An 18779-nucleotide genomic window follows, 5' to 3' on the forward strand; every position below is an offset into this window, starting at 1 on the left:
GGTTTACGCCGCAGGCGGAGCGGTATTGTGTCCCAGCAACTCTGCGAGGAACGGACCCGCTTCCCGATAGCGTTCGAACAACGCTCCGGTGAGGGTTTTGGTTCCCCTCAGCGGCTCCCTGGTGGGCACCCGCTGCAGGCGGCCGTACCCGGGTACGTCAAAGATCACCGAGTCCCAGCTCGCGCCCACCACATCCTTGCCGAAGCTGCTGATGCACTTGCCGCGGAAGAACGCACGGGTGTCCGCCGGGGGCTCCCCGACGGCGGAAACGATAGCGGCGTCGTCGACGATCCTTTGCATCCGGTCCCTGGCAAGCAAGCGGTAGTACAGCCCCTTTCGGGCCGGATATCGGACCATTGAAGGTCCACGAGTCCCAGCCGGGCGTCATCCCAGTCCAGGTTGTCCCGCTGGCGGTACCCGTCCAGGAGCGAAAGCTTAGCGAGCCATTCAACGGAACTGGCTGCCGCCGCCCGGTTGCTGTCCAGCTGGGTGAGCACTGTAGCCCACCGCTCCAGGACATCATGCGTGTGTCCATCCCCGTCCACGGCATCGCCGACGCCCGTATCCTGTGCCAGCTTAGCTGCGGCCTCGTGGTACATCCACTGAAGGTCCAGCGCGGTGACCCGCCGTCCGTCCAGCAGCCGCAAAGTGGCCGTCAGAGACGTGTCATGGCTGACCGTCTGCAAGGCCTGGACGGGTTCGTACACCTCGACCTTGGGCGCCAGGCCTGCCTCGATGAGGCTGAGGACCATGGCAGTGGTCCCGAACTTGAGGTAGTTGGATACCTGGCTGAGATTGGCATCGCCAATGATCACGTGCAGGCGCCGGTACTTGTCCGCGGTGGCGTGCGGCTCGTCCCGCGTGTTGATGATGGGCCGGCGGATGGTTGTTTCCAGGCCCACCTCGGCCTCGAAGAAATCAGCCCGCTGGCTGATCTGGTAGCCGGACGCGGACGCGTCCTGGCCGATTCCCAGCCGGCCCGCCCCGCAGAAGATCTGGCGGGTCACGAAAAACGGTGTCAGTCCGCGCACGATGTCCCCGAAGGGCACCGAACGCGGCATGAGGTAGTTCTCGTGGGAGCCGTCAGGACACGGACTTGTTGTCCGTGTTGTTCTTGTAGAGGTTCACCGGCGGAAGGTCAGGGTCCGCGGCCAAACGGCGCACCGCTGCCAGCGCCACCAGGTCTCCTGCCGCGTCCCAGGTGACCGCATCGCGCGGGTTGGTGACCTCGGGGCTCGAATACTCGGGGTGGGCGTGGTCCACGTACAGGCGCGCACCGTTGCCCAGGACCATGTTCATGAGGAGCGTGCCCGACTCGTCCTGCCCGTCGAGTTCGAGTTCCTCACGGCCGTACGCCAGGGCCACCGCTTCGGCGTCCAGGACGGGCGGCTGGTCGGTCAGCTGGCTGGGATGCGCGGCGCCGCGGTCCACGGTCCAGCCGCGGGCGTCGTGCAGCGGCTCCTCGTCCGTGTAGTCCCAGCGGGTTTCGGCGCCGCCCGCGGCGCGCTGCCGGGTGACCTGCGCGTAGGCCTGGACCACCCGGGCACTCATCATAGTGGCATTTGCGGAGGGCGCGGACGGGGCATGGATGCCGTATTCGGTTTCCGCGCCCATCACCCGCATGACCCCGCCGGCCGGGAGTGCTCCCCCGGCGGCGGGCTCCGGTGCAGCCGTCATAGATACTGTCCCGTAGTGGGCATGGTTTCGATCGACTTACCAGGCTCCTGGCCGGCCTTGCCCTGGACAATGGTGCGGATGTAGGTGATCCGCTCGCCCTTCTTGCCGGAGATCCGGGCCCAGTCATCGGGATTGGTGGTGTTGGGCATGTCCTCGTGCTCACGGAACTCGTCCACCACCGCCCGCAGCAGGTGCTCGATCCGGAGCCCCTTCTGTTGGGTGGTCAGGAGGTCCTTGATGGCGTACTTTTTGGCGCGGTCCACAACGTTCTGGACCACGGCGCCGGAGTTGAAGTCCTTGAAGTACAGCATCTCGGTGTCACCGTTGGCGTAGGTGACCTCCAGGAACTCGTTCGACTTGTCCGTGGAGTACATGGCCTCCACCGTCCGCTGGACCATGGCGTCCACGGTTGCCTGGACATCGCCGTTGTGCTCGGCGAGGTCGGATTCGTGGAAGGGCAGGTCGGTGGTGATGTACTTGTTGAAGATGTCCGCCGCCGCCTCGGCGTCCGGGCGGTGGATCTTGACTTTGACGTCCAGACGGCCGGGCCGGAGGATGGCCGGATCGATCATGTCCTCGCGGTTGGAGGCGCCGATGACGATGACATTGTCCAGCCGCTCCACGCCGTCGATTTCGCTGAGCAGCTGCGGCACGATGGTTGTTTCGACGTCGGAGGAAATGCCGGTGCCGCGCGTGCGGAACAGCGAATCCATTTCGTCGAAGAACACCACTACCGGGCTGCCGTCCGAAGCCTTTCCCGCGCCCTGGAGAAGATGAGGCGGATGTGCCGTTCGGTTTCGCCGACATACTTGTCCAGGAGCTCCGGACCTTTGATGTTCAGGAAGTAGCTCTTGAGGTCCACGTTGCCGGAGCGCTCAGCGGCGCGGGCAGCGAGGGAGTTGGCAACGGCCTTGGCGATGAGGGTCTTGCCGCAGCCCGGAGGGCCATAGAGCAGGATGCCCTTGGGAGCCTTCAGCCCGTGTTCCCGGTACAGGTCCGGGTGCAGGAACGGCAGTTCGACAGCGTCGCGGATCTGTTCGATCTGCGGGCCGAGGCCGCCGATGTCCTCGTAGGTGATGTCCGGGACTTCTTCCAGGACGAGGTTTTCCACTTCGGACCGGGGCACCTTTTCCAGCGCATACCCGGTGCGGGAATCTATGGAGAGCGCATCGCCCACACGCAGTTTTTCCGAAAGAAGGGCGCCGGAGAGGCGGACCACGCGTTCCTCGTCGGCGCGGCCGACCACCAGGGCGCGGTCGGCGCCGAGCATTTCCTTGAGCGTGGCCAGTTCGCCGGCCCGCTCGTAGCCGAGCCCGGCCACGATGAGGAGTGCTTCATTCAGCAGGACTTCCTGGCCCACGGCGAGCTGGTTGATGTTGACCAGCGGGCTGATGCCGACACGCATTTTCCGGCCGGCGTTGAAGATGTCCACGGATTCCTCCGTGGCAGCCTGCCCGCTGCTGCCGGGCGCCGGCGGGCGCTTCGGGTTCAGCTGGAGGATGGTGCCGAAGCTGTAGGGCGGCTGTCCTTCCTGGTCCAACGCGTTCTTCAGCCGGAGGATCTCGGCTTTCGCGGTCTCAAGCATGCTGACCAGCTTGGTGTTGTTCTGCGTTGCCGCAGCCAACTGGCGGTCGATGTGCCTGAGCTTGTCCCGGAGGATGTTGACCTGGCGGTCGGCAACCGAGAGGTCATTGGCGGCAGACTGCTCTGCCGGTGTACGTCCGGAGTCCTGTTTGGAGTCTCCATATGTATCAGCCCCTTCCTGCGCTTCTATTAAGACATTCAGCCCCAAGATGGCAGGTAGGGATGGAGACTCCCGAAATGTGGACTAGTTCGTGACCTCGGGACCGTCCTTGACGTTGGTCCCGGCAATCGCGTCCCGGGCGGCGCGGCGCAGCTTCTTGTCGGAGACCAGGCGCTCCCCCACCGCACCGGGCGTCCAAGCGTTGACGTCCTCTTCGTTGAACTCGGTCTTTGACGGACGGCGCTTGACCGAGATGCCGGTGACGCCGTCGGCCAGCCTGCGGGTCACCAGCAGGAAGCCTGTGTGGGCCACCATCCGGTGGTCCGGGCGGACAGCAAGTCCCTCCAGGTGCCAGCCGCGGACCAGGGACTCCCAGGCGTCCGGTTCAGTAAAGCGGCCGTCTGCACGGATGGCCTCGGCCGTACGGGACAGCTGCGTGACCGTGGCGACGTAGTTGATCCAGACGCCGCCGGGGGCCAGGACGGTGGCGACGGCGTCGAGGCACTCCCAGGGTGCCAGCATGTCCAGGACCACGCGGTCCACGGAGCCGGGCGCCTCGCTGCGCACCACTTCCTCCTGGAAATCACCCAGGGAGATCTGCCACGCGGGGTGCGGTCCGCCGAAAATGGTTTCGACGTTGCCGCGGGCGATGTCCGCGAATTCCTCGCGCCGCTCGAAGGAGTGCAGGTAGCCCTGGTCGCCTACGGCGCGGAGCAGGGAAATGGAGAGGGCGCCTGAGCCGACACCCGCCTCCACCACGCGGGCGCCGGGAAAGATGTCCGCCATGGTAACGATCTGCCCGGCGTCCTTGGGATAGACGACTGCCGCGCCGCGGGGCATGGAGAGCACGAAGTCGGAGAGCAGCGGGCGCAGGGTCTGGTACTGCTGGCCCACATTGTTGACCACCACGGAGCCGTCCACCTTGCCGATGATGTCGTCATGGTTGAGGAAGCCACGGTGGGTGTGGAACGCGCCGCCGCGCTCGAGGGTGATGGTGTTCATGCGTCCGCGCTCGTCGGTGAGCTGGACGCGTTCACCTTCCCGGAACGGTCCCCGGCGCCTGGCGGCTCCCACCGGCTGCGAGCTGCCGGCGGCGGCGCCGGACCCGGCTGCTGCTGTGGCGTCGTTGACGGCGGTCTCGCTGCTCATGATGTTCCTCGCTCCTGTAAACCTTTGGGGCCGCGCAGAGATGTCCGTGGGAGACGTGGTGGCTTCTGCGGCGGCAATGCACACCGGCAGGTAACTCTACCGGTTCTGGCCCTGCGGGCGCCTATCGGGCCGCTGCCGCTTCCCGGTGATGGCCGCCAGCACCGCCTCCTGCGAGAGCAGGCCGGTGACCCTGCCGTTATGGTCGATCACGGCGTAGTGGCGTCCCGCCACCTGCGAAAGGAAGGTGATGAGCTCCTGTCCTTTCGCCCATTCAGGGACGTAGGCGCCCGGGGCCAGGGCAAAGGAGACGGCTGTGATGGCGGTGGACGGGGCGGCGGCGGGCGGCACGGCTGCGAGTGCCGTGGCGTCCACCACGGCCTGCGGCCGGCCGTCAGGCCCGTAAACCACCACGGAATTCTGTCCCGCGGCCCCGTAACGCACCGCGTCCTGGACCGTCGCGGTGGCGGGAAGCCCGACGGCGGGGCTCGCCAGTGCCTGCGCGCTGACAAGCGGGAGCCTGCTGCGGAGCGTGCCCTGCCGGATCGAAGCGGAGGCGCCCATCCACAGGAACCCTCCGACGAGGACGGTGATCATTACCAGGCTGAACTCGGGCTCTTCGCCGGCGAGCAGGGGGCGGAGAAGGAACCAGTAGGCAAGGGCGATCACGATGATGCGGCCGCCCCAGCCCGCGGCAATGGTTCCCTTGGCCTGGCTTCCGGTCGCCTTCCAGACGGCGGACTCCACCAGCCGGCCGCCGTCGAGCGGCAGTCCCGGCAGCACGTTGAAGACGGCGATCAGGAAGTTTGCCCACATGAAAATGTTGATGAGGATATCCGCCACACTGCCCAGCGGTACCGAGGTGAGCAGCAGCCACGCGCCGCCGGCCAGGACAAAGTTGGCTGCGGGCCCGGCCAGTGCCACCAGGACTGACCTCCCCGGCGAGGCGGTGAAGCTTTCGAACTGGGTGTGGCCGCCCCAGAGATTAAGGACGATCTTTTGTGTTGGCCAGCCGTAGATCCTGGCCGTCAGGGCGTGGGCCAGTTCGTGGACCAGCACGGAAATCAGGAGCAGGACGGCGTAGGCGAACGCGATGATGTAGGCGGTGGTGCCGAGCGCGGGATTGCTGCGGCCAAGGACCGGACCGTAAACGATCACCGTGAAGGCGGCGATGATGAACCACGAGTAGGCGAGCACCACGGGGACGCCGGCGATCCGGCCGAGCGGGATGCCTTCGCGGCGAACTGGCGTGGGGGTCTCAGCCACGGCCATGTCCGACGGCGGAGGCCGGCTCCCCTGCACTGCCCGCGGCAAGGGCCGGGCTTGCTGCCAGGAGGTCCTCCAGGTCAGGCAGGGACCGGCCGGAGAGGGAGTTCCACAGCGTGTAGCGGCTGTCCTCCGGCAGGGGAACAATGTGGGGTATTGCCACCGTGGGCACCCCGGAGGCAACGGCCGCTGCCACGCCCGGCGCCGAGTCTTCGAGCGCCACGCAATGGTGGATGCCCAGGTCCGGGTCGCGTTCCTGCAGCAGCTCCACGGCGGTGAGGTAGGCCTCCGGGTGCGGCTTGCCCTGCGTGACGGTATCCCCGGTCACGAGGATTTCGAAGTACGGGCGGGGCAGGCTGTCCACCACCTGCCGCGCGAGCGGGCCTTCGGACATGGTGACCAGGGCGCACCGGACCCGGCCTGGTGCAGGTCCTCAAGGAGTTCCCGCGCACCCGGCCGCCATGGGACCTGCCGCTGCACGCTGCTGATGACCGTCGCGGTAAGGCTGTCGATGATCTCGCGGATCTCCATCCGCACGCCCGCTTCCTGAAGGAGCCCCGCCGAAAACGTGAGGGACTGGCCCACCAGCTGCATGGCCTGCTCATGGGACCATGTGCCGCCATGGGCTTCCACGAGGGCGTGCTCCGCTGCGATCCAGTAGGGCTCGGTATCCACGATGGTCCCGTCCATATCCCAGAGGACAGCTTTGAGCGGGGAACTGGAGGCAGGCGATCGCATGTGCCCAGTCTACGGGGACTTGCTGGGCGGACCCTGTGGGCTTACGCCCTTGGCCGAATCCGGGATGGTTCCCGGCCGCCGGACGCGTATCCGGTGATTTGCGGCGCTTCAGTCATGCGCGGGGAAGCACCTTGGACGTAGGGTGAAGAAATGAATAGCTTCGAGGGAGACACCGACGCACCGGGTGCCGGACCCGAGCGGGAACGGTTCCTGCAGCCCGTGGCTGACGGGAAACGCGTAACCGTGATGCTTGCCGCCTTTGAAGGCTGGAACGACGCCGGGGAAGCGGCAAGCGATTCGCTGCGCTACCTGAACAAACTGTGGGGCGGCAAGAAGGTGGCGTCCATAGACGCCGATGAGTACTACGACTTCCAGTTCACCCGCCCCACGGTCCGCAGGAATGCCGCCGGCGAACGCAAGATTAAGTGGCCCTCCACCCGCATCTACAAGGCCAGCGCACCCAACTCCAATGTGGACGTTATCTTCGTCCAGGGTACGGAGCCGTCCTATAAGTGGCGCGCCTACACGGCCGAGTTGCTGGTGCATGCGGAAGCGCTGAATGTGGACTATGTGGTTCTGGTGGGGGCACTGCTGGCGGACGTCCCGCACAGCCGGCCCATCCCGGTCAGCACGTCCTCGGACGATGCGCCGCTGCGGGAACGCATGAACCTTGAAGCCTCGCAGTACGAAGGCCCGGTGGGCATTGTGGGCGTCCTGGCCGAGGTGGCTCTCCTGGCAGGCATTCCTACCGTTTCGCTGTGGGCCGCCGTACCGCACTACGTGGCCCAGGCGCCGTCACCCAAGGCACAGCTGGCCCTCCTGCACCGGATCGAGGAGCTGCTTCAGGTGCCGCTGGACACGCACGAGCTGGCAGAGGAAGCGGATGCCTGGGAGCGGGGCGTGGACGAACTTGCCACCGAAGACCCCGAGATCGCAGCATATGTCCGTCAGCTGGAGGAAGCGAAGGACACGGCGGACCTGCCGGAAGCAACCGGGGAATCCATTGCCCGCGAGTTCGAGCGCTACTTAAAGAGGCGGGGCCAGGACCGGCCCTGACCCCCTAAAAACCGATACAGCAAAGGGCCTGACGGGAAATCTTCCCCTCAGGTCCCTTTGCTGTGAGCGCAGGACAGCGCGCGCAGTCTAGAGGCGGATCCCCAGGAGGGCGTCCACCGCATCCTTCACCAGGTCCCGGTCGGCGGGGCTGGCGGCAGCACCGCCGTCGTTCGCCTCGCGGGCCCACCGGGAGACCGCGGCAACGGCCGCCGGCGCGTCAAGGTCAGACGCCAGCGCAGCCCGCATGTCGGCGATGAGGGGTTCGGCGGAACCTGCCGGGGCGTGTCCAAGGGCGCGGCGCCAGGCGGCGAGGTCGGCTTTCGCAGCGGCGAAGCCTTCGTCAGTCCAGGACCAGTCGGAGCGGTAGTGGTGGGCAAGGATGGCGAGCCGGATGGCGGCGGGGTCCTCCCCGGCGGCCCGCAGCCTGGAAACCAGCACCAGGTTGCCCTTGGACTTGCTCATTTTTTCGCCGTCGAGCCCCACCATGCCTGCGTGCGCGAAATGCCGGGCCAGCGGCACGCCTGCGAGCGAGAACGCGTGCCCGGCACCCATTTCATGGTGCGGGAAGATAAGGTCGGAACCGCCGCCCTGGACGGTGAACGGGGACGGCAGGTACTTCTGCGCGATGACGGTGCATTCAATGTGCCAGCCGGGCCGGCCGGCGCCGAGGCTTCCACCGGGCCAGCTCGGCTCACCGTCGCGCGCCACGCGCCACAGCAGCGGGTCAAGCGCCTGGCGCTTGCCTGCGCGGCCGGGATCACCGCCGCGCTCCGCGAAGAGCTCCAGCATTTCGCTTTCCGGCCGCCCGGAGATGCTGCCCAGGCTCCATGCTCCCGGTGCCACGGACTGCTTGCCCGCCGCTTCGACGTCGTAATAGACGTCGCCGTCCGGCTCCCCGTTGGTGCCCTCAACCGTGTAGGCCAGGCCGAGGCTCACAAGCCGCTCCACCTCAGGCACGATCAGCCCGATGGATTCGACCGCACCGACGTAATGGTCCGGGGAGAGGACGTTGAGGGCCTCCATGTCCGTCTGGAACAGCTCGATCTGGCTGGCTGCCAGGTCCTGCCAGTCCACTCCGGTGGCCGTGGCCCGCTCCAGCAGCGGATCATCGACGTCGGTCACGTTCTGGACGTACGAGACGTTTTTGCCGGCGTCGCGCCATGCCCTGTTGAGCAGGTCGAAGGCCACGTAGCTGGCGGCATGGCCCATGTGCGTGGCGTCGTAAGGGGTGATGCCGCAGACGTACATGGACGGCCTGGCCTCAGGCTCAAGCTCCACCTCGCGGCCTGCCGCGGTATCGAACAACCGGATGGCAGGCATGCTTCCGGGCAGGGCAGGAACGGGGCGGAGGACCAGGATTTCACACACCAAGCCTAGTGCTAGGCGCTGATGACTCCGAAACCGAGCAGCAGGTAGAGGCCCAGACCCAGCAATATGCGGTACCAGACGAACAGGCGGTAGCTGCGGGTGGAGACGAATTTCAGGAACCAGCCGATGATGATGTAGCCCACCACGAAGGCGATAACCGTTGCCAGGGCCGTTTCAGGCAGGCCGTAGGGTCCGGTGATGCCGTCCTTGGAGACCACCTTGTACAGCTGGTAGAGCCCGCTCCCGAAGACCGCGGGGATGGCGAGCAGGAAGGAGTAGCGTGCCGCGGCCTCACGCGTGTACCCCATGAGCAGGCCGGCCGTGATCGTTCCGCCGGAGCGGGAGACGCCGGGAATCAGTGCCATGGCCTGCGCGAACCCGTAAAGGATGCCGTGCTTGTACGTGAGGTGGTTGAGGTCGCGCTTCTGCTTGCCAACCGCGTCGGCGACGGCCAGGAAGAGGCCGAAGACGATAAGCATCGTGGCTACGATCCACATGCTGCGCAGCACCGACTCGATCTGGTCCTGGAACAGCAGGCCGAGCACGATGATCGGAAGGCTGCCCAGGATGACCAGCCAGCCCATCCGGGCGTCGGGGTCCTGCCGCGACACTTTTCCGCTGAGGGAACCGGCCCAGGCCTTGACGATCCGGACGATGTCCCGCCAGAAATACACCAGCACGGCCGTTTCGGTGCCCAGCTGGGTGATGGCGGTAAAAGCTGCCCGGGGTCAGCGGCGTTGGGAAGGAATTGCCCCACGATCCGCAGATGCGCACTAGAAGAAATTGGTAGAAATTCGGTCAGTCCCTGCACTAGGCCCAGCAGGGCCACCTCAAACCAGTTCACGCTAAGACCCTACGGCATGGGTACGGGTGGTTCTGCCCGTAAGCTTGCTGCTATGCAGCAGCGTTACGTCGGCAACAGTGGATTGCGTGTTTCAGCCCTCTCGCTCGGCACCATGGACTGGGCCGGCGAAACCGACGAACAGGACGCCACCGAGCTGCTGCGCACGTTCCTTAACGCCGGCGGGCGGCACGTGGATACGGCAGCTTCCTACTCCGAGGGGCGCGCCGAAGCCATGCTGGGTTCGCTGCTAGGCGACGTGGTGGCCCGCACCGAGGTCACCATCTCCACCAAGGCGGGAATGACGACGCCGGATGGCCGGCGCGCCGTCGACACGTCCCGTAACGCGATGCTCACCGGCCTGGAGGCCAGCCTGGCCAGGCTCGGCACCGATTATGTGGACATCTGGTTCGCCCAGGCCTGGGACGGAAACGTCCCGCTCGAGGAAACCCTGTCCGCCCTGGAGTTTGCGGTCCGCACAGGCAGGGCCCGGTACGTCGGTGTGTCCAATTTCACCGGCTGGCAGGCGGCCAAGGCAGCGGCTGTTGCAGGGTTCCCGCTGGTGGCGGTGCAGGCAGAGTACTCGTTCGTCCAGCGGAAACCGGAAGCCGAGCTCATTCCCGCCGTCGAGGACGCCGGCCTGGGCCTGATGGCCTGGGCTCCGCTGGGCCGCGGCGTCCTGACCGGAAAGTACCGCGGCAGCATTCCGTCAGGGTCCCGGGGGGCTACCGCCTCCGGGGCGGCGTATGTGGAGCCCTACCTTGCGGAGAAGCCGTCCAGGACGGTTGAAGCGGTCTGCATGGCGGCAAAAGGCCTGGGCAGGTCACCCCAGGATGTGGCGCTCAGCTGGCTGCTGTCGCAGCACGGGGTGTCCACCGCGATCGTGGGTGCGCGGACACCCGTGCAGCTGAAGGAAATACTTGAGTCGCAGCTGGCGCCGCTGCCGCCCGAAATCGCCCTGGCCCTGGAGGACGTGTCCGCGGCGCGGTAGCTTCCGTTCTATGCGCTGCCCTGGGCCTTACTCCTCGACGATCTCCAGATCCTCGTCGTCCACGTCGCTGTCCTCGTCCTCTTCGTCCTCGTCATCAAAGACCTGCAGCGGGGTTACTTCGTTGTAGGCCTCGTACAGTGCGTCTTCATAAACTTCGAAGGCATCTGCCACTGCAAAAAATGCTGCCTCCACGGAGGGGTCACCATCTCCGCGGCGGTTGGATGCTGCTATAAGGTGTTCTTCCAAAGCGGTGGTCAGGGACGAAAGCGCGACACGCGGATCGATGCTCATGACTTCACGTTAGCCGGAAAAGGACGAAAATGGAGAGCAATGAAGGAACAATTTCTCACCAGCTCGGTCCAGCGGGAACGGGACTATTTGAGGCAGTACGAGTACCTCGTACTGACGGTGAGCCCCGACGATTCGCTTCATGAGGCACGGCGCCGGCTCGTGGAACACTCCGAGTACGGCAAGTGGGAACTGGAACGCAGCAAGCTGTATGTGGGCGGCGGCCGGCGGTTCTGGCTCCGCCGCAGGGTGTTGCAGGTCCAGCGGACCGTCTAGTTCTCGAGTGGTCCCAGCCAGGCGTTCGCCACCGTGTTGTGGGCCGATTCGTCGTCGGACGGGTGGAACATGCCGGCGAGGACATCCCGGTAGAGTCGCTCAAGTTCGGAACCGCGGAAATAGCTTGATCCGCCGCTGACCCGGATTGCCAGGTCCACTACCCGGCGGGCAGTCTCGGTCGCATTGACTTTGAGCCCCACCAGCTTGGGGAACCATTGGGCGCCATGGTCCGCCTGGGCGTCAACGTCGGCCGCCACCGTTGTTAGGTGCGGGTACAGGCTGTCCATGGCCATGGCTGCCTCGGCGACCTTCCAGCGGATGTCCGGATCCTGGGCGTAGCTCCTGCCGCCGTTCTTGAATGACGTGCGGCGTTTGGCGGTTTCGACGCCCACAGCCAGCGCCCGCTCCCCCAGTCCTGTGTAGACGGCGGCCAGCAGTGTTTCGAAGCAGGCGAAGATGGCGAAGATCAGCGGATCGGGGTTGGGCCCCACGGGGAGTTTGCGGAAGATCCGCTCCGCCGGGACCCGCACGCCCTCCAGGACAGTGGTGGCGGACTGGCTGGCACGCATGCCCAGGGTGTCCCAGTCGTCGAGGATGCGGTAGCCGGCCGTCTCGCGGGTGATGAACCCGTGGACGAGTTCGCCGTCGCCGTCCCCGGCCTCCGCGTCCTTCCCGAAAATCCCCAGCCGCGTCCAGGCCGGTGACAGGCTGGTGAAGATCTTCGTGCCCGTGAAGGCGTACCCGCCGTCCGGCAGCGGGACAGCTTCAGTACGGGAGTCAACGAGGACGGCGTCATTGCCTGCCTCGGAATTGCCGAAGGCAAAGATCTCGCCCTCTGCCGCTTCCCTGAGGACGAACTCCAGCGAGCTGTCCCGCGGCTCTTCAGGACATGGGCGACGCCGGTCCACACCAGGTGCATATTCACCGCAAGGGCGGTGGCCGGGGCAGCCGTTGCGAGCCTGCGCTGGCACTGCGCCGCCGTTTCGAGGCCAAAGCCCATGCCGCCGTCGGACGCGGGGACAAACAACTTCAGGTAGCCGGCGGCAGCAAGCTCTGCCAGGTCCTCGTGGAAGAAGGTGTTGTTCCGGTCGTAGCCGGCTGCCCTGCCGCGGATCCGCTCCAGGAGGGAGTCCGGGAGCACGTCTTCAGGCGTCATGGCATTCATTGGTCAGTAGTTGGTGAGCAGGGTGTTGAGGACCCTGGCGCCGAACTTGAGCGAGTCCGCGGGAACGCGCTCGTCAACCCCGTGGAACATGCCGGTGAAGTCCAGCTCGTCCGGCAGCATCAGGGGCGCGAAGCCGTAGCCCGTGATGCCGAGCCTGCTCAGCGATTTGTTGTCCGTGCCGCCGGAGAGGGTGTAGGGCAGGACCTTGGCGCCGGGGTCTTCGGAGTGCAGGGCGTCGATCATGGAGTCCACCAGGTTGCCTGCGAAGGGCACCTCCAGGGAGACATCCTTGTGGACGTAGCTGACATCGACGCCGGTTCCGGCCAGTTCGCGGACGATCTCCAGGACGTGCTCCTGCTGGCCGGGCAGGGTGCGGCAGTCGATCAGCGCCTCCGCGGACTCCGGGATGACGTTGTGCTTGTAGCCGCCTTTGAGCAGCGTGGGGTTGGTGGTGTTCTGGAGTGTTGCGCCCACGAACCGGGCCACGGTCCCCAGCTGGCTGAGCAGCACGTCCGGGTTGTCGGCGTCGAACTCCACACCCGTGAGTTCCGTCACGCCGTCCAGGAACTGGCGGGTGGTGGGGGTCAGCTCAATGGGCCACTTGTACTCGCCGATGCGCGTCACGGCTCCGGCCAGGCGCGTCACGGCGTTGTCCGTGCTGATCTGCGAGCCGTGTCCCGCCCTGCCGTGCGCCACGAGGCGGAGCCATGAGATGCCCTTCTCCGCAGTCTGCAGGAGGTAGGTGCGCTGGCCGCCGATAGTGGCAGAGAACCCGCCCACTTCGGAGATGGCTTCTGTGGCCCCCTCGAAGAGTTCGGGGCGCTTGTCCACGGCGTAGCGGGCCCCCATGGCCCCGCCGGCTTCCTCATCGGCGAAGAAGGCGAAGATGATGTCCCGCTTGGGCTTCTTTCCGGTCCGCGCGAAGCCGCGCAGCACGGAAAGGATCATGGCGTCCATGTCCTTCATGTCCACGGCGCCGCGTCCCCAGATCAGCCCGTCCTTCAGTTCTGCGCCGAACGGGTCCACGGACCACTGGTCACGGAGGGCGGGGACAACGTCCAGGTGGCCGTGCACCACCAGCGCGCTGGCGGACGGATCCTCGCCGGCCATCCGGGTGACCACATTCGCCCGGCCCGGGCGGACTCGAAGATCTCTGCCTCCAGCCCAACCTCCTCGATCAGCCCGGCGGCGTATTCAGCGGCCGCCCGCTCCCCCGGCCCGGACCCATCGCCATAGTTCGAGGTATCGATCCGGATGAGTTCCTGGCAGATCCGGACAACTTCATCCTCGGGCAGGACGTCAGGCATTGAGAGCTCCTCGTTAGGGAATGACTGGCTGGCACGGGCGGAAACCGCTGCCCTCAGCCTACCCATGTCGCCCGATTCGTTGTTCCTGAAAAGTCGTGTTAGAGTTTTTCTCGCTGCTTCGGAGAGGCGCGAAACACTGAAAGGTGTGAACGGCTCCCGAAATACCACCTGCGCGGGTGGCGGAATGGCAGACGCGCTAGCTTGAGGTGCTAGTCCTCGAAAGGGGGTGGGGGTTCAAGTCCCCTCCGCGCACAAAGGGAAGCCCCGGAAAATCGTTGATTTTCCGGGGCTTTTTTCATGCCCGCATCCACTCGTGGCTCTTCGTTCTATCGGGTGTGTTGAATCTGACAATGCGAATCGCCGGTCCGCGGAGGGCACTGGCCGCCCGGGTCGGGAAGCGACGGGCGACTGACCGCGGCGCGGGCGCTGGAACACCGGGATCCGCCCATGCCACACCTAAGCTGGTCCAGTGGATCCGACGCCCTCCCCCAGCCCCGTCCAAGTCATTGTGGACACCGGCCCGGCCGAGTGGTGGCAGATTCTTGCCGCCCTGGGTCCGTTGGCCGTGCTCCTTGGTGCCCTGCTTGCCGCTTTCATCGGGTGGAACACCCTCCGGCAGCGGACCACCGCCGATGAGAAGTCCCTCGCGCAGAAACGGGAGGCTGACAACCGGGCCGAATGGTGGAAGCGCACCCAGTGGGCGATCGACAGTTCGATGTCCGACGAGCCCGACCGGGCAAAGCTGGGGCTTCGGGTGATGTCGGTTCTCGCCGAGAGCACCCTGGCCGGGCCGGAGGAACTGCAGATCATCACGTCCGCGTGGGTGGACCCGCTGGAAGTAGCCGAGCAAACCCGGACAGAATTGGGTCAGCAGGCACGTCCGGGCAGAGTGGACGAGGGGCCGGAACCGGGCGACAATGAATCAACAACCAAGGATGAGGTGAGGAGGCGATGAGCATGATGACCGCCCCGGAATCAGACCGCGACCACGACTCAAGTGGCGCTGCGGCGAAGGAACCGAAGCATGCCGCTGGCTCTCCGAAACTCTCCCACCGGCCCGCCTCCTATGACCGCGGTGTGCAGATTGCAGCTGCCCAGTTGAGGCTGGTGACTGACCGCCGGCTCGGGCGGACCACCCCGGAGTGGATCAAGGAACTCGCGCGGGAAGAACCGCAGGCGTCCTGACACGAACTTTTCACACGGAAGAGCCAGCTCCACCGCGAACGGGGGCTGGCTCTTCTTGTAGTGCCTGATGCAACATCCGGTGTCCTTGGGACTCAAAGCGTTCGTCGCCGATGAGGTATGCCCAAACAGCTGTACCTACAGCTTCACGGAGCAGGTCGATCCGCCAGACATCCTTGTTCCGGGTGTCGTCACCGTATCCGGCCAGGAAAGCTGCTTCGAGGCCCGGCCGTTGTTGCCACTGCTGAACCGCCAACCTGCAAAAGTCCGTGGCTGCAGGACGGAAACCGAAGCGGCCGAAGTCTATTGCCCTGACCGCCGTTCCATCGCTGAGCCAGTTCCGGGGCTGCCAGTCCCCATGCGTCGGCACCACTTCCCTGGGGCGTGGCCGATATTCCGCCAGGCGCCGCCGGACTTCGCCCTCGACCTCCTGATCAATACGGTGTTCCCGGTCCAGCCAACTCAACGCCTTCGCCGTAGCCGCCGCCTCATATTCGTCGTCAACCCGCAGTTCCTGGCTATGGAGTGTCTTCAGGATTTTGCCGGCCTGTGCGTGCGTATCCTCGTCCAGTTCAAGGCGGGTGTCCTCAACCAGAGTCCCGTCCAGGTAATCGAAAACCAGAAGGTTCAACTCCCGCCTGGAGTACATCAGCCGCGCCGCCCGGCCCTGGCTCACCAGGGGTCGAGTCCAAGAGGAGTGGGCAGTGATTTCCCGGCCAATGTGATGATTCTCCGGTCCGGCAGCTTTGACGATGACATGCGTGCCGCCGTCACGAACGTGCAGGACTTTGGTGTCCATCTGGCCCCACGACAGATCAGCGATGAGCTCGGGCGCGCCGAACAGGGAGCTGACCAATTCTGCCTGCTGCTGCGACAACCGCCCAGCATCCCAACGCGCCATGTGCCGGAGCCTACCAGCAGCAAACGGCACGGGGCCTGTGGCAGAAGCAGGGCTAGACGGGTCCGGGTAAGGACGGATTGGGGGATCCATGGCAGCGGTGCCGTCGTTCCGCTGGTCGGTCGCAGCCAGCGCACCGAAGGATAGCCTTGACCCTCTTCAAAGATTTCCCCGTGCCTCCGTTGCCGCCCCAGCCAAAGGCGACAAGATACGTCCCGCCGCCCTGGGCAGCCGCACCGGCATACGAGCTGCCTTCCGTAGTCCACATCGGCCAGTTCCTGCATCGGAGTCCCACCATGGTGGTGGCTGTCAAAAGTGCGGACGTGTATTCCACCGGCTGCTCCTTCAACCTGTCCTGGCTCATCCGCCGGGGTGTACAGACCGACGAGGACTGGGCCGACCTGCCGCATCTGTTCTTTCAGCTAGGCATGGGCATCCGCCGGGGCAAGAGACTGGCGACGGGCCTGCTGTTCGGTGTGCAGTTTCCGGACGGGGCAAAGGCAAGTACCGGCAACCAGGGTCCGCACGGCCTGATGGAAACCGGCGGCCAGCAGCCTGAGCCGCCGACCCTCGTTCTCAACAACAGCGGAGGCAGCGGCGCCGATGATGAGTTCGCCGGATCAGGCCTGCTTTGGCTCTGGCCGCTTCCGCCAGCCGAAGGGCTTCGCCTGCTGGTCCAGTGGCTCGACTTTGGACTGGAGGAGACCTCACTGGTGCTCGACGGCGGCCGGCTGCGGGATGCCGCCGCAGGCGCCCGGCAGTTCTGGCCCGAGGCCGGGCTTGCCTGACTTGCATGGGAGGTTGGGAAGGGCATCCGTTGTTTTGAACAACGGACGTGCCCACCATTGGAAGCGTGGGAAGGAAGAACAGTCGGCATGGAACTGCGCTTGCGGTGTGCCTGCTGGGCTTGCTTTGCGGCGCCTCGGGCTGCGTTTATGACTACTCCGAACCCCTGCAGTCAACGACTGCTCCCGCGCCGCCCACGCCGACAGTCGGCCGCCCGTCTCACACAGGGACCCTCCAGCCCTACAGCGATCCGCAGATCCGGGAGCAGGAAGCAAAGAATTATGCTGAACTGTACCGGCTCTTAAGGGCGTCGCCCGGTCCGTCCATCCTCTTTGAAGTAGGCCCACTGGACGGACCCGTCAGGGGCTTCGGCGGGACGGCTGGTGTGCCTGCCTCCGGGCTGTACACCGTCACGGCAGCCTGCGTTGGAGCCATCGGGGCGAAGGTCTCGGTTGGCCAGGAGCATCCCGGAGCCCCTTTCCGGCCTATGGAACTCGCTCTGGATTGCACCGGGACCACCTCGGAAGTTGTGGCTCTTGAGCAGGGGTACGTGTTTGCTTATCTGGTACTGCCGGGCCCGGGAGATACGCCATGGACAGGGGCCGTGGGCGGCGTCCGTGTGATCGCGGCCGGTTGAGGCGCTTGGACTCGGACCGGTATCGGGGACCCGTGGGAGCGCGAAAATCATGATCGGATAACGCCCGCCAAGCTGTCATCACGTGTCCGTAGCCCTTGGATTCGGAACAGCTTTCAGCGGCACCCCTGCTCCTACACTGAGCCATGGATACGATCACCGGCGTGGCCCTGATTATCGGAGCCGCCGTGGCTTGGATGGGCATGACGGTTTTCGTGATACTGAGGCTGCGGCGCCGCCGGAAAGGGTCGACGGTCGTGGCCACCGCTCCCCCGCCTGCTGACAGCGGGAGTTTGCACTACCGGCCCTGGCGGCGCGACCGTCCACCGGCGACGCGGATTCCCCCGCGTCGCCAGCACAGGCTGCGCCTGAAAAGAGTCCGGGGATAACTCCTCCGAACGCCTTAGGCGCACCCAGGCAATCGGCTCCGCCTACGTGTTGCGGTTCCAGCTGCTTGCCGGCAGCAAAAAAGCCCGCCTCCAAGGAAGCGGGCTTCTTGCTGCTCAGGCGAGCGGCTGCTAGCCAAGTGGCCGGTCGAAGCGCTGCCCGGCAGGGTTGGATGGCAGGATTGCCATAACGATCAGGGCCAGTGCGCCGAGAAAAGGTACCAGGATCAGCAGGGCAAGCCAGCCGCTGAGGTTCGCGTCATGCAGGCGACGGACCAGCAGGGCGAAGGACGGAACAATGACGGCCAGCCCCCATATGATCAAAAGGATGCTGCCGACCAGCGCTCCGGGGCCGGGGACCGGTGTGCCGTCAGCGGTGACCGTTGACCCAGCAGTGCCGGCCACGGAAGTGATGATGTTGAGGACGACGCCTACCGCAAAGGCAACAAGCGCCCACCACCAGTATTCGCTCCGGCTGGCCCGGCCGGAGAAGGTGGCGTACTTCTTGAAGAAGCGTTGGACGGCGACTGGCAGGGTGGCCCCGTAGTAGGGCGCCCACAGCGGCGGTTCGCCGGCCGTGGCCGGCTGGTAGGACTGTTGCTGCTGGCTCGGATATTGCGGATAGCTCATGGATTCCCCCCGGAACTTTTCGAGTGACGAGACCAGCCCATCCTAGGACCACTCCGCAGCAAAAGTCCTTTCGATGGACAAACTTAACCGAAAATTTGCCGGGCTCCGCCGCTGGATGTACCCGTGCCTTCGGCCCCGACGTTGTTACCCGGGTGGGGCAGGAACTGCTCGCCCTGCGGTGCTCGCTGATGCTGGGGCAGCCGCACCACCGGTACCCGCTGCACTAATGCGGCCTCAACCTCCGCGGCTGCCTGCCCTGTTTCCCCGGCTCCGGACCGGATACTGCCGGACGGTACTGAACGCGGCGGTGCCCTGAGCGCTCCGCGCGCTTCTGCTGCCGGCGCGCCTTGCGTTCCGGACGGTCAATGGCCGAAAGGATGCTGAGCGTCACCGTGACCCA

Annotated in this window: 12 protein-coding genes, 1 tRNA gene and 6 pseudogenes; 7 read left to right on the forward strand and 12 right to left on the reverse strand. The window is 65.7% G+C overall.

Features of this window, described 5'->3' with window-relative positions:
- Positions 1–3 precede the first annotated feature (3 nt).
- The 5 genes and pseudogenes from dop to ACPEE0_RS09770 form a co-directional block, all read right to left on the reverse strand.
- A pseudogene (gene dop / locus ACPEE0_RS09750) lies at positions 4–1677 on the reverse strand (depupylase/deamidase Dop).
- Positions 1674–3337: pseudogene (gene arc / locus ACPEE0_RS09755) on the reverse strand (proteasome ATPase). The pseudogenes dop and arc overlap by 4 nt, the downstream one beginning before the upstream one ends.
- A gap of 168 nt (positions 3338–3505) precedes the next feature.
- Entirely contained in the window at positions 3506–4570 is a 1065-nt protein-coding gene (locus tag ACPEE0_RS09760; RefSeq protein WP_009358582.1) for a tRNA (adenine-N1)-methyltransferase, read from the reverse strand.
- A 96-nt stretch (positions 4571–4666) separates the two neighbouring features.
- A complete protein-coding gene (locus tag ACPEE0_RS09765; protein ID WP_407709465.1) occupies positions 4667–5839 on the reverse strand; it encodes a site-2 protease family protein in 1173 nt (390 codons plus the stop codon).
- Positions 5826–6523, reverse strand: a pseudogene (locus ACPEE0_RS09770) (HAD family hydrolase). The gene ACPEE0_RS09765 and the pseudogene ACPEE0_RS09770 overlap by 14 nt, the downstream one beginning before the upstream one ends.
- A gap of 198 nt (positions 6524–6721) precedes the next feature.
- Between ACPEE0_RS09770 and ACPEE0_RS09775 the strand changes: the two are divergent.
- The gene (locus ACPEE0_RS09775; RefSeq protein ID WP_009358579.1) at positions 6722–7627 is read left to right on the forward strand and encodes a PAC2 family protein; all 906 of its coding nucleotides are present in this window, start codon (positions 6722–6724) and stop codon (positions 7625–7627) included.
- An 87-nt stretch (positions 7628–7714) separates the two neighbouring features.
- On the opposite strand, the gene mshC is transcribed toward ACPEE0_RS09775, so the two are convergent.
- Both mshC and ACPEE0_RS09785 read right to left on the reverse strand, forming a co-directional pair.
- On the reverse strand, positions 7715–8947 hold the full coding sequence (gene mshC, locus ACPEE0_RS09780; RefSeq protein ID WP_424575262.1) for a cysteine--1-D-myo-inosityl 2-amino-2-deoxy-alpha-D-glucopyranoside ligase: 1233 nt from the start codon (positions 8945–8947) through the stop codon (positions 7715–7717).
- Positions 8948–9006: 59 nt separating this feature from the next.
- Positions 9007–9839 (reverse strand): annotated as a pseudogene (locus ACPEE0_RS09785) (undecaprenyl-diphosphate phosphatase).
- Positions 9840–9891: 52 nt separating this feature from the next.
- Between ACPEE0_RS09785 and ACPEE0_RS09790 the strand changes: the two are divergent.
- Complete coding sequence (locus ACPEE0_RS09790; RefSeq protein ID WP_009358577.1) at positions 9892–10827, forward strand: aldo/keto reductase; 936 nt, start codon at positions 9892–9894, stop codon at positions 10825–10827.
- A 27-nt stretch (positions 10828–10854) separates the two neighbouring features.
- Here the strand turns inward: ACPEE0_RS09790 and ACPEE0_RS09795 are convergent, their stop codons facing one another.
- Positions 10855–11118, reverse strand: a complete 264-nt coding sequence (locus ACPEE0_RS09795; RefSeq protein WP_009358576.1) for a hypothetical protein — start codon at positions 11116–11118, stop codon at positions 10855–10857.
- Between the two features lie 39 nt (positions 11119–11157).
- On the opposite strand from ACPEE0_RS09795, the gene ACPEE0_RS09800 reads away from it, so the two are divergent.
- Positions 11158–11391 carry a DUF5703 family protein gene (locus ACPEE0_RS09800; protein WP_009358575.1) on the forward strand — a complete coding sequence of 78 codons (234 nt, stop codon included), beginning with the start codon at positions 11158–11160 and terminating at the stop codon, positions 11389–11391.
- Here the strand turns inward: ACPEE0_RS09800 and ACPEE0_RS09805 are convergent.
- Both ACPEE0_RS09805 and ACPEE0_RS09810 read right to left on the reverse strand, forming a co-directional pair.
- A pseudogene (locus tag ACPEE0_RS09805) lies at positions 11388–12547 on the reverse strand (acyl-CoA dehydrogenase family protein). The gene ACPEE0_RS09800 and the pseudogene ACPEE0_RS09805 sit on opposite strands and share 4 nt — an antisense overlap.
- 12 nt (positions 12548–12559) lie before the next feature.
- Positions 12560–13863, reverse strand: a pseudogene (locus ACPEE0_RS09810) (M20/M25/M40 family metallo-hydrolase).
- A gap of 169 nt (positions 13864–14032) precedes the next feature.
- On the opposite strand from ACPEE0_RS09810, the gene ACPEE0_RS09815 reads away from it, so the two are divergent.
- The 3 genes from ACPEE0_RS09815 to ACPEE0_RS09825 all read left to right on the forward strand — a co-directional run bounded on the left by ACPEE0_RS09815 (position 14033) and on the right by ACPEE0_RS09825 (position 15048).
- A tRNA-Leu gene (locus tag ACPEE0_RS09815) sits at positions 14033–14116 on the forward strand.
- Positions 14117–14332: 216 nt separating this feature from the next.
- On the forward strand, positions 14333–14818 hold the full coding sequence (locus ACPEE0_RS09820) for a hypothetical protein (RefSeq protein ID WP_354176876.1): 486 nt from the start codon (positions 14333–14335) through the stop codon (positions 14816–14818).
- Positions 14815–15048 (forward strand): hypothetical protein, encoded by a 234-nt coding sequence (locus tag ACPEE0_RS09825; protein ID WP_009358572.1) that lies wholly within the window; start codon positions 14815–14817, stop codon positions 15046–15048. Before ACPEE0_RS09820 ends, ACPEE0_RS09825 begins: the two co-directional genes overlap by 4 nt.
- A gap of 10 nt (positions 15049–15058) precedes the next feature.
- On the opposite strand, the gene ACPEE0_RS09830 is transcribed toward ACPEE0_RS09825, so the two are convergent.
- Positions 15059–15946 (reverse strand): phosphotransferase family protein, encoded by an 888-nt coding sequence (locus ACPEE0_RS09830; RefSeq protein WP_009358571.1) that lies wholly within the window; start codon positions 15944–15946, stop codon positions 15059–15061.
- 146 nt (positions 15947–16092) lie between these two features.
- Here ACPEE0_RS09830 and ACPEE0_RS09835 point away from each other — a divergent pair, with 146 nt between their 5' ends.
- Positions 16093–16731, forward strand: a complete 639-nt coding sequence (locus ACPEE0_RS09835) for a hypothetical protein (RefSeq protein WP_354176879.1) — start codon at positions 16093–16095, stop codon at positions 16729–16731.
- Positions 16732–17881: 1150 nt separating this feature from the next.
- Here the strand turns inward: ACPEE0_RS09835 and ACPEE0_RS09840 are convergent.
- Complete coding sequence (locus ACPEE0_RS09840) at positions 17882–18379, reverse strand: DUF805 domain-containing protein (RefSeq protein WP_009358568.1); 498 nt, start codon at positions 18377–18379, stop codon at positions 17882–17884.
- Positions 18380–18779 lie beyond the last annotated feature (400 nt).

It is taken from the genome of Arthrobacter sp. SD76 (assembly GCF_049726125.1).
GTDB classification, from domain to species: Bacteria; Actinomycetota; Actinomycetes; order Actinomycetales; family Micrococcaceae; genus Arthrobacter; species Arthrobacter nitrophenolicus.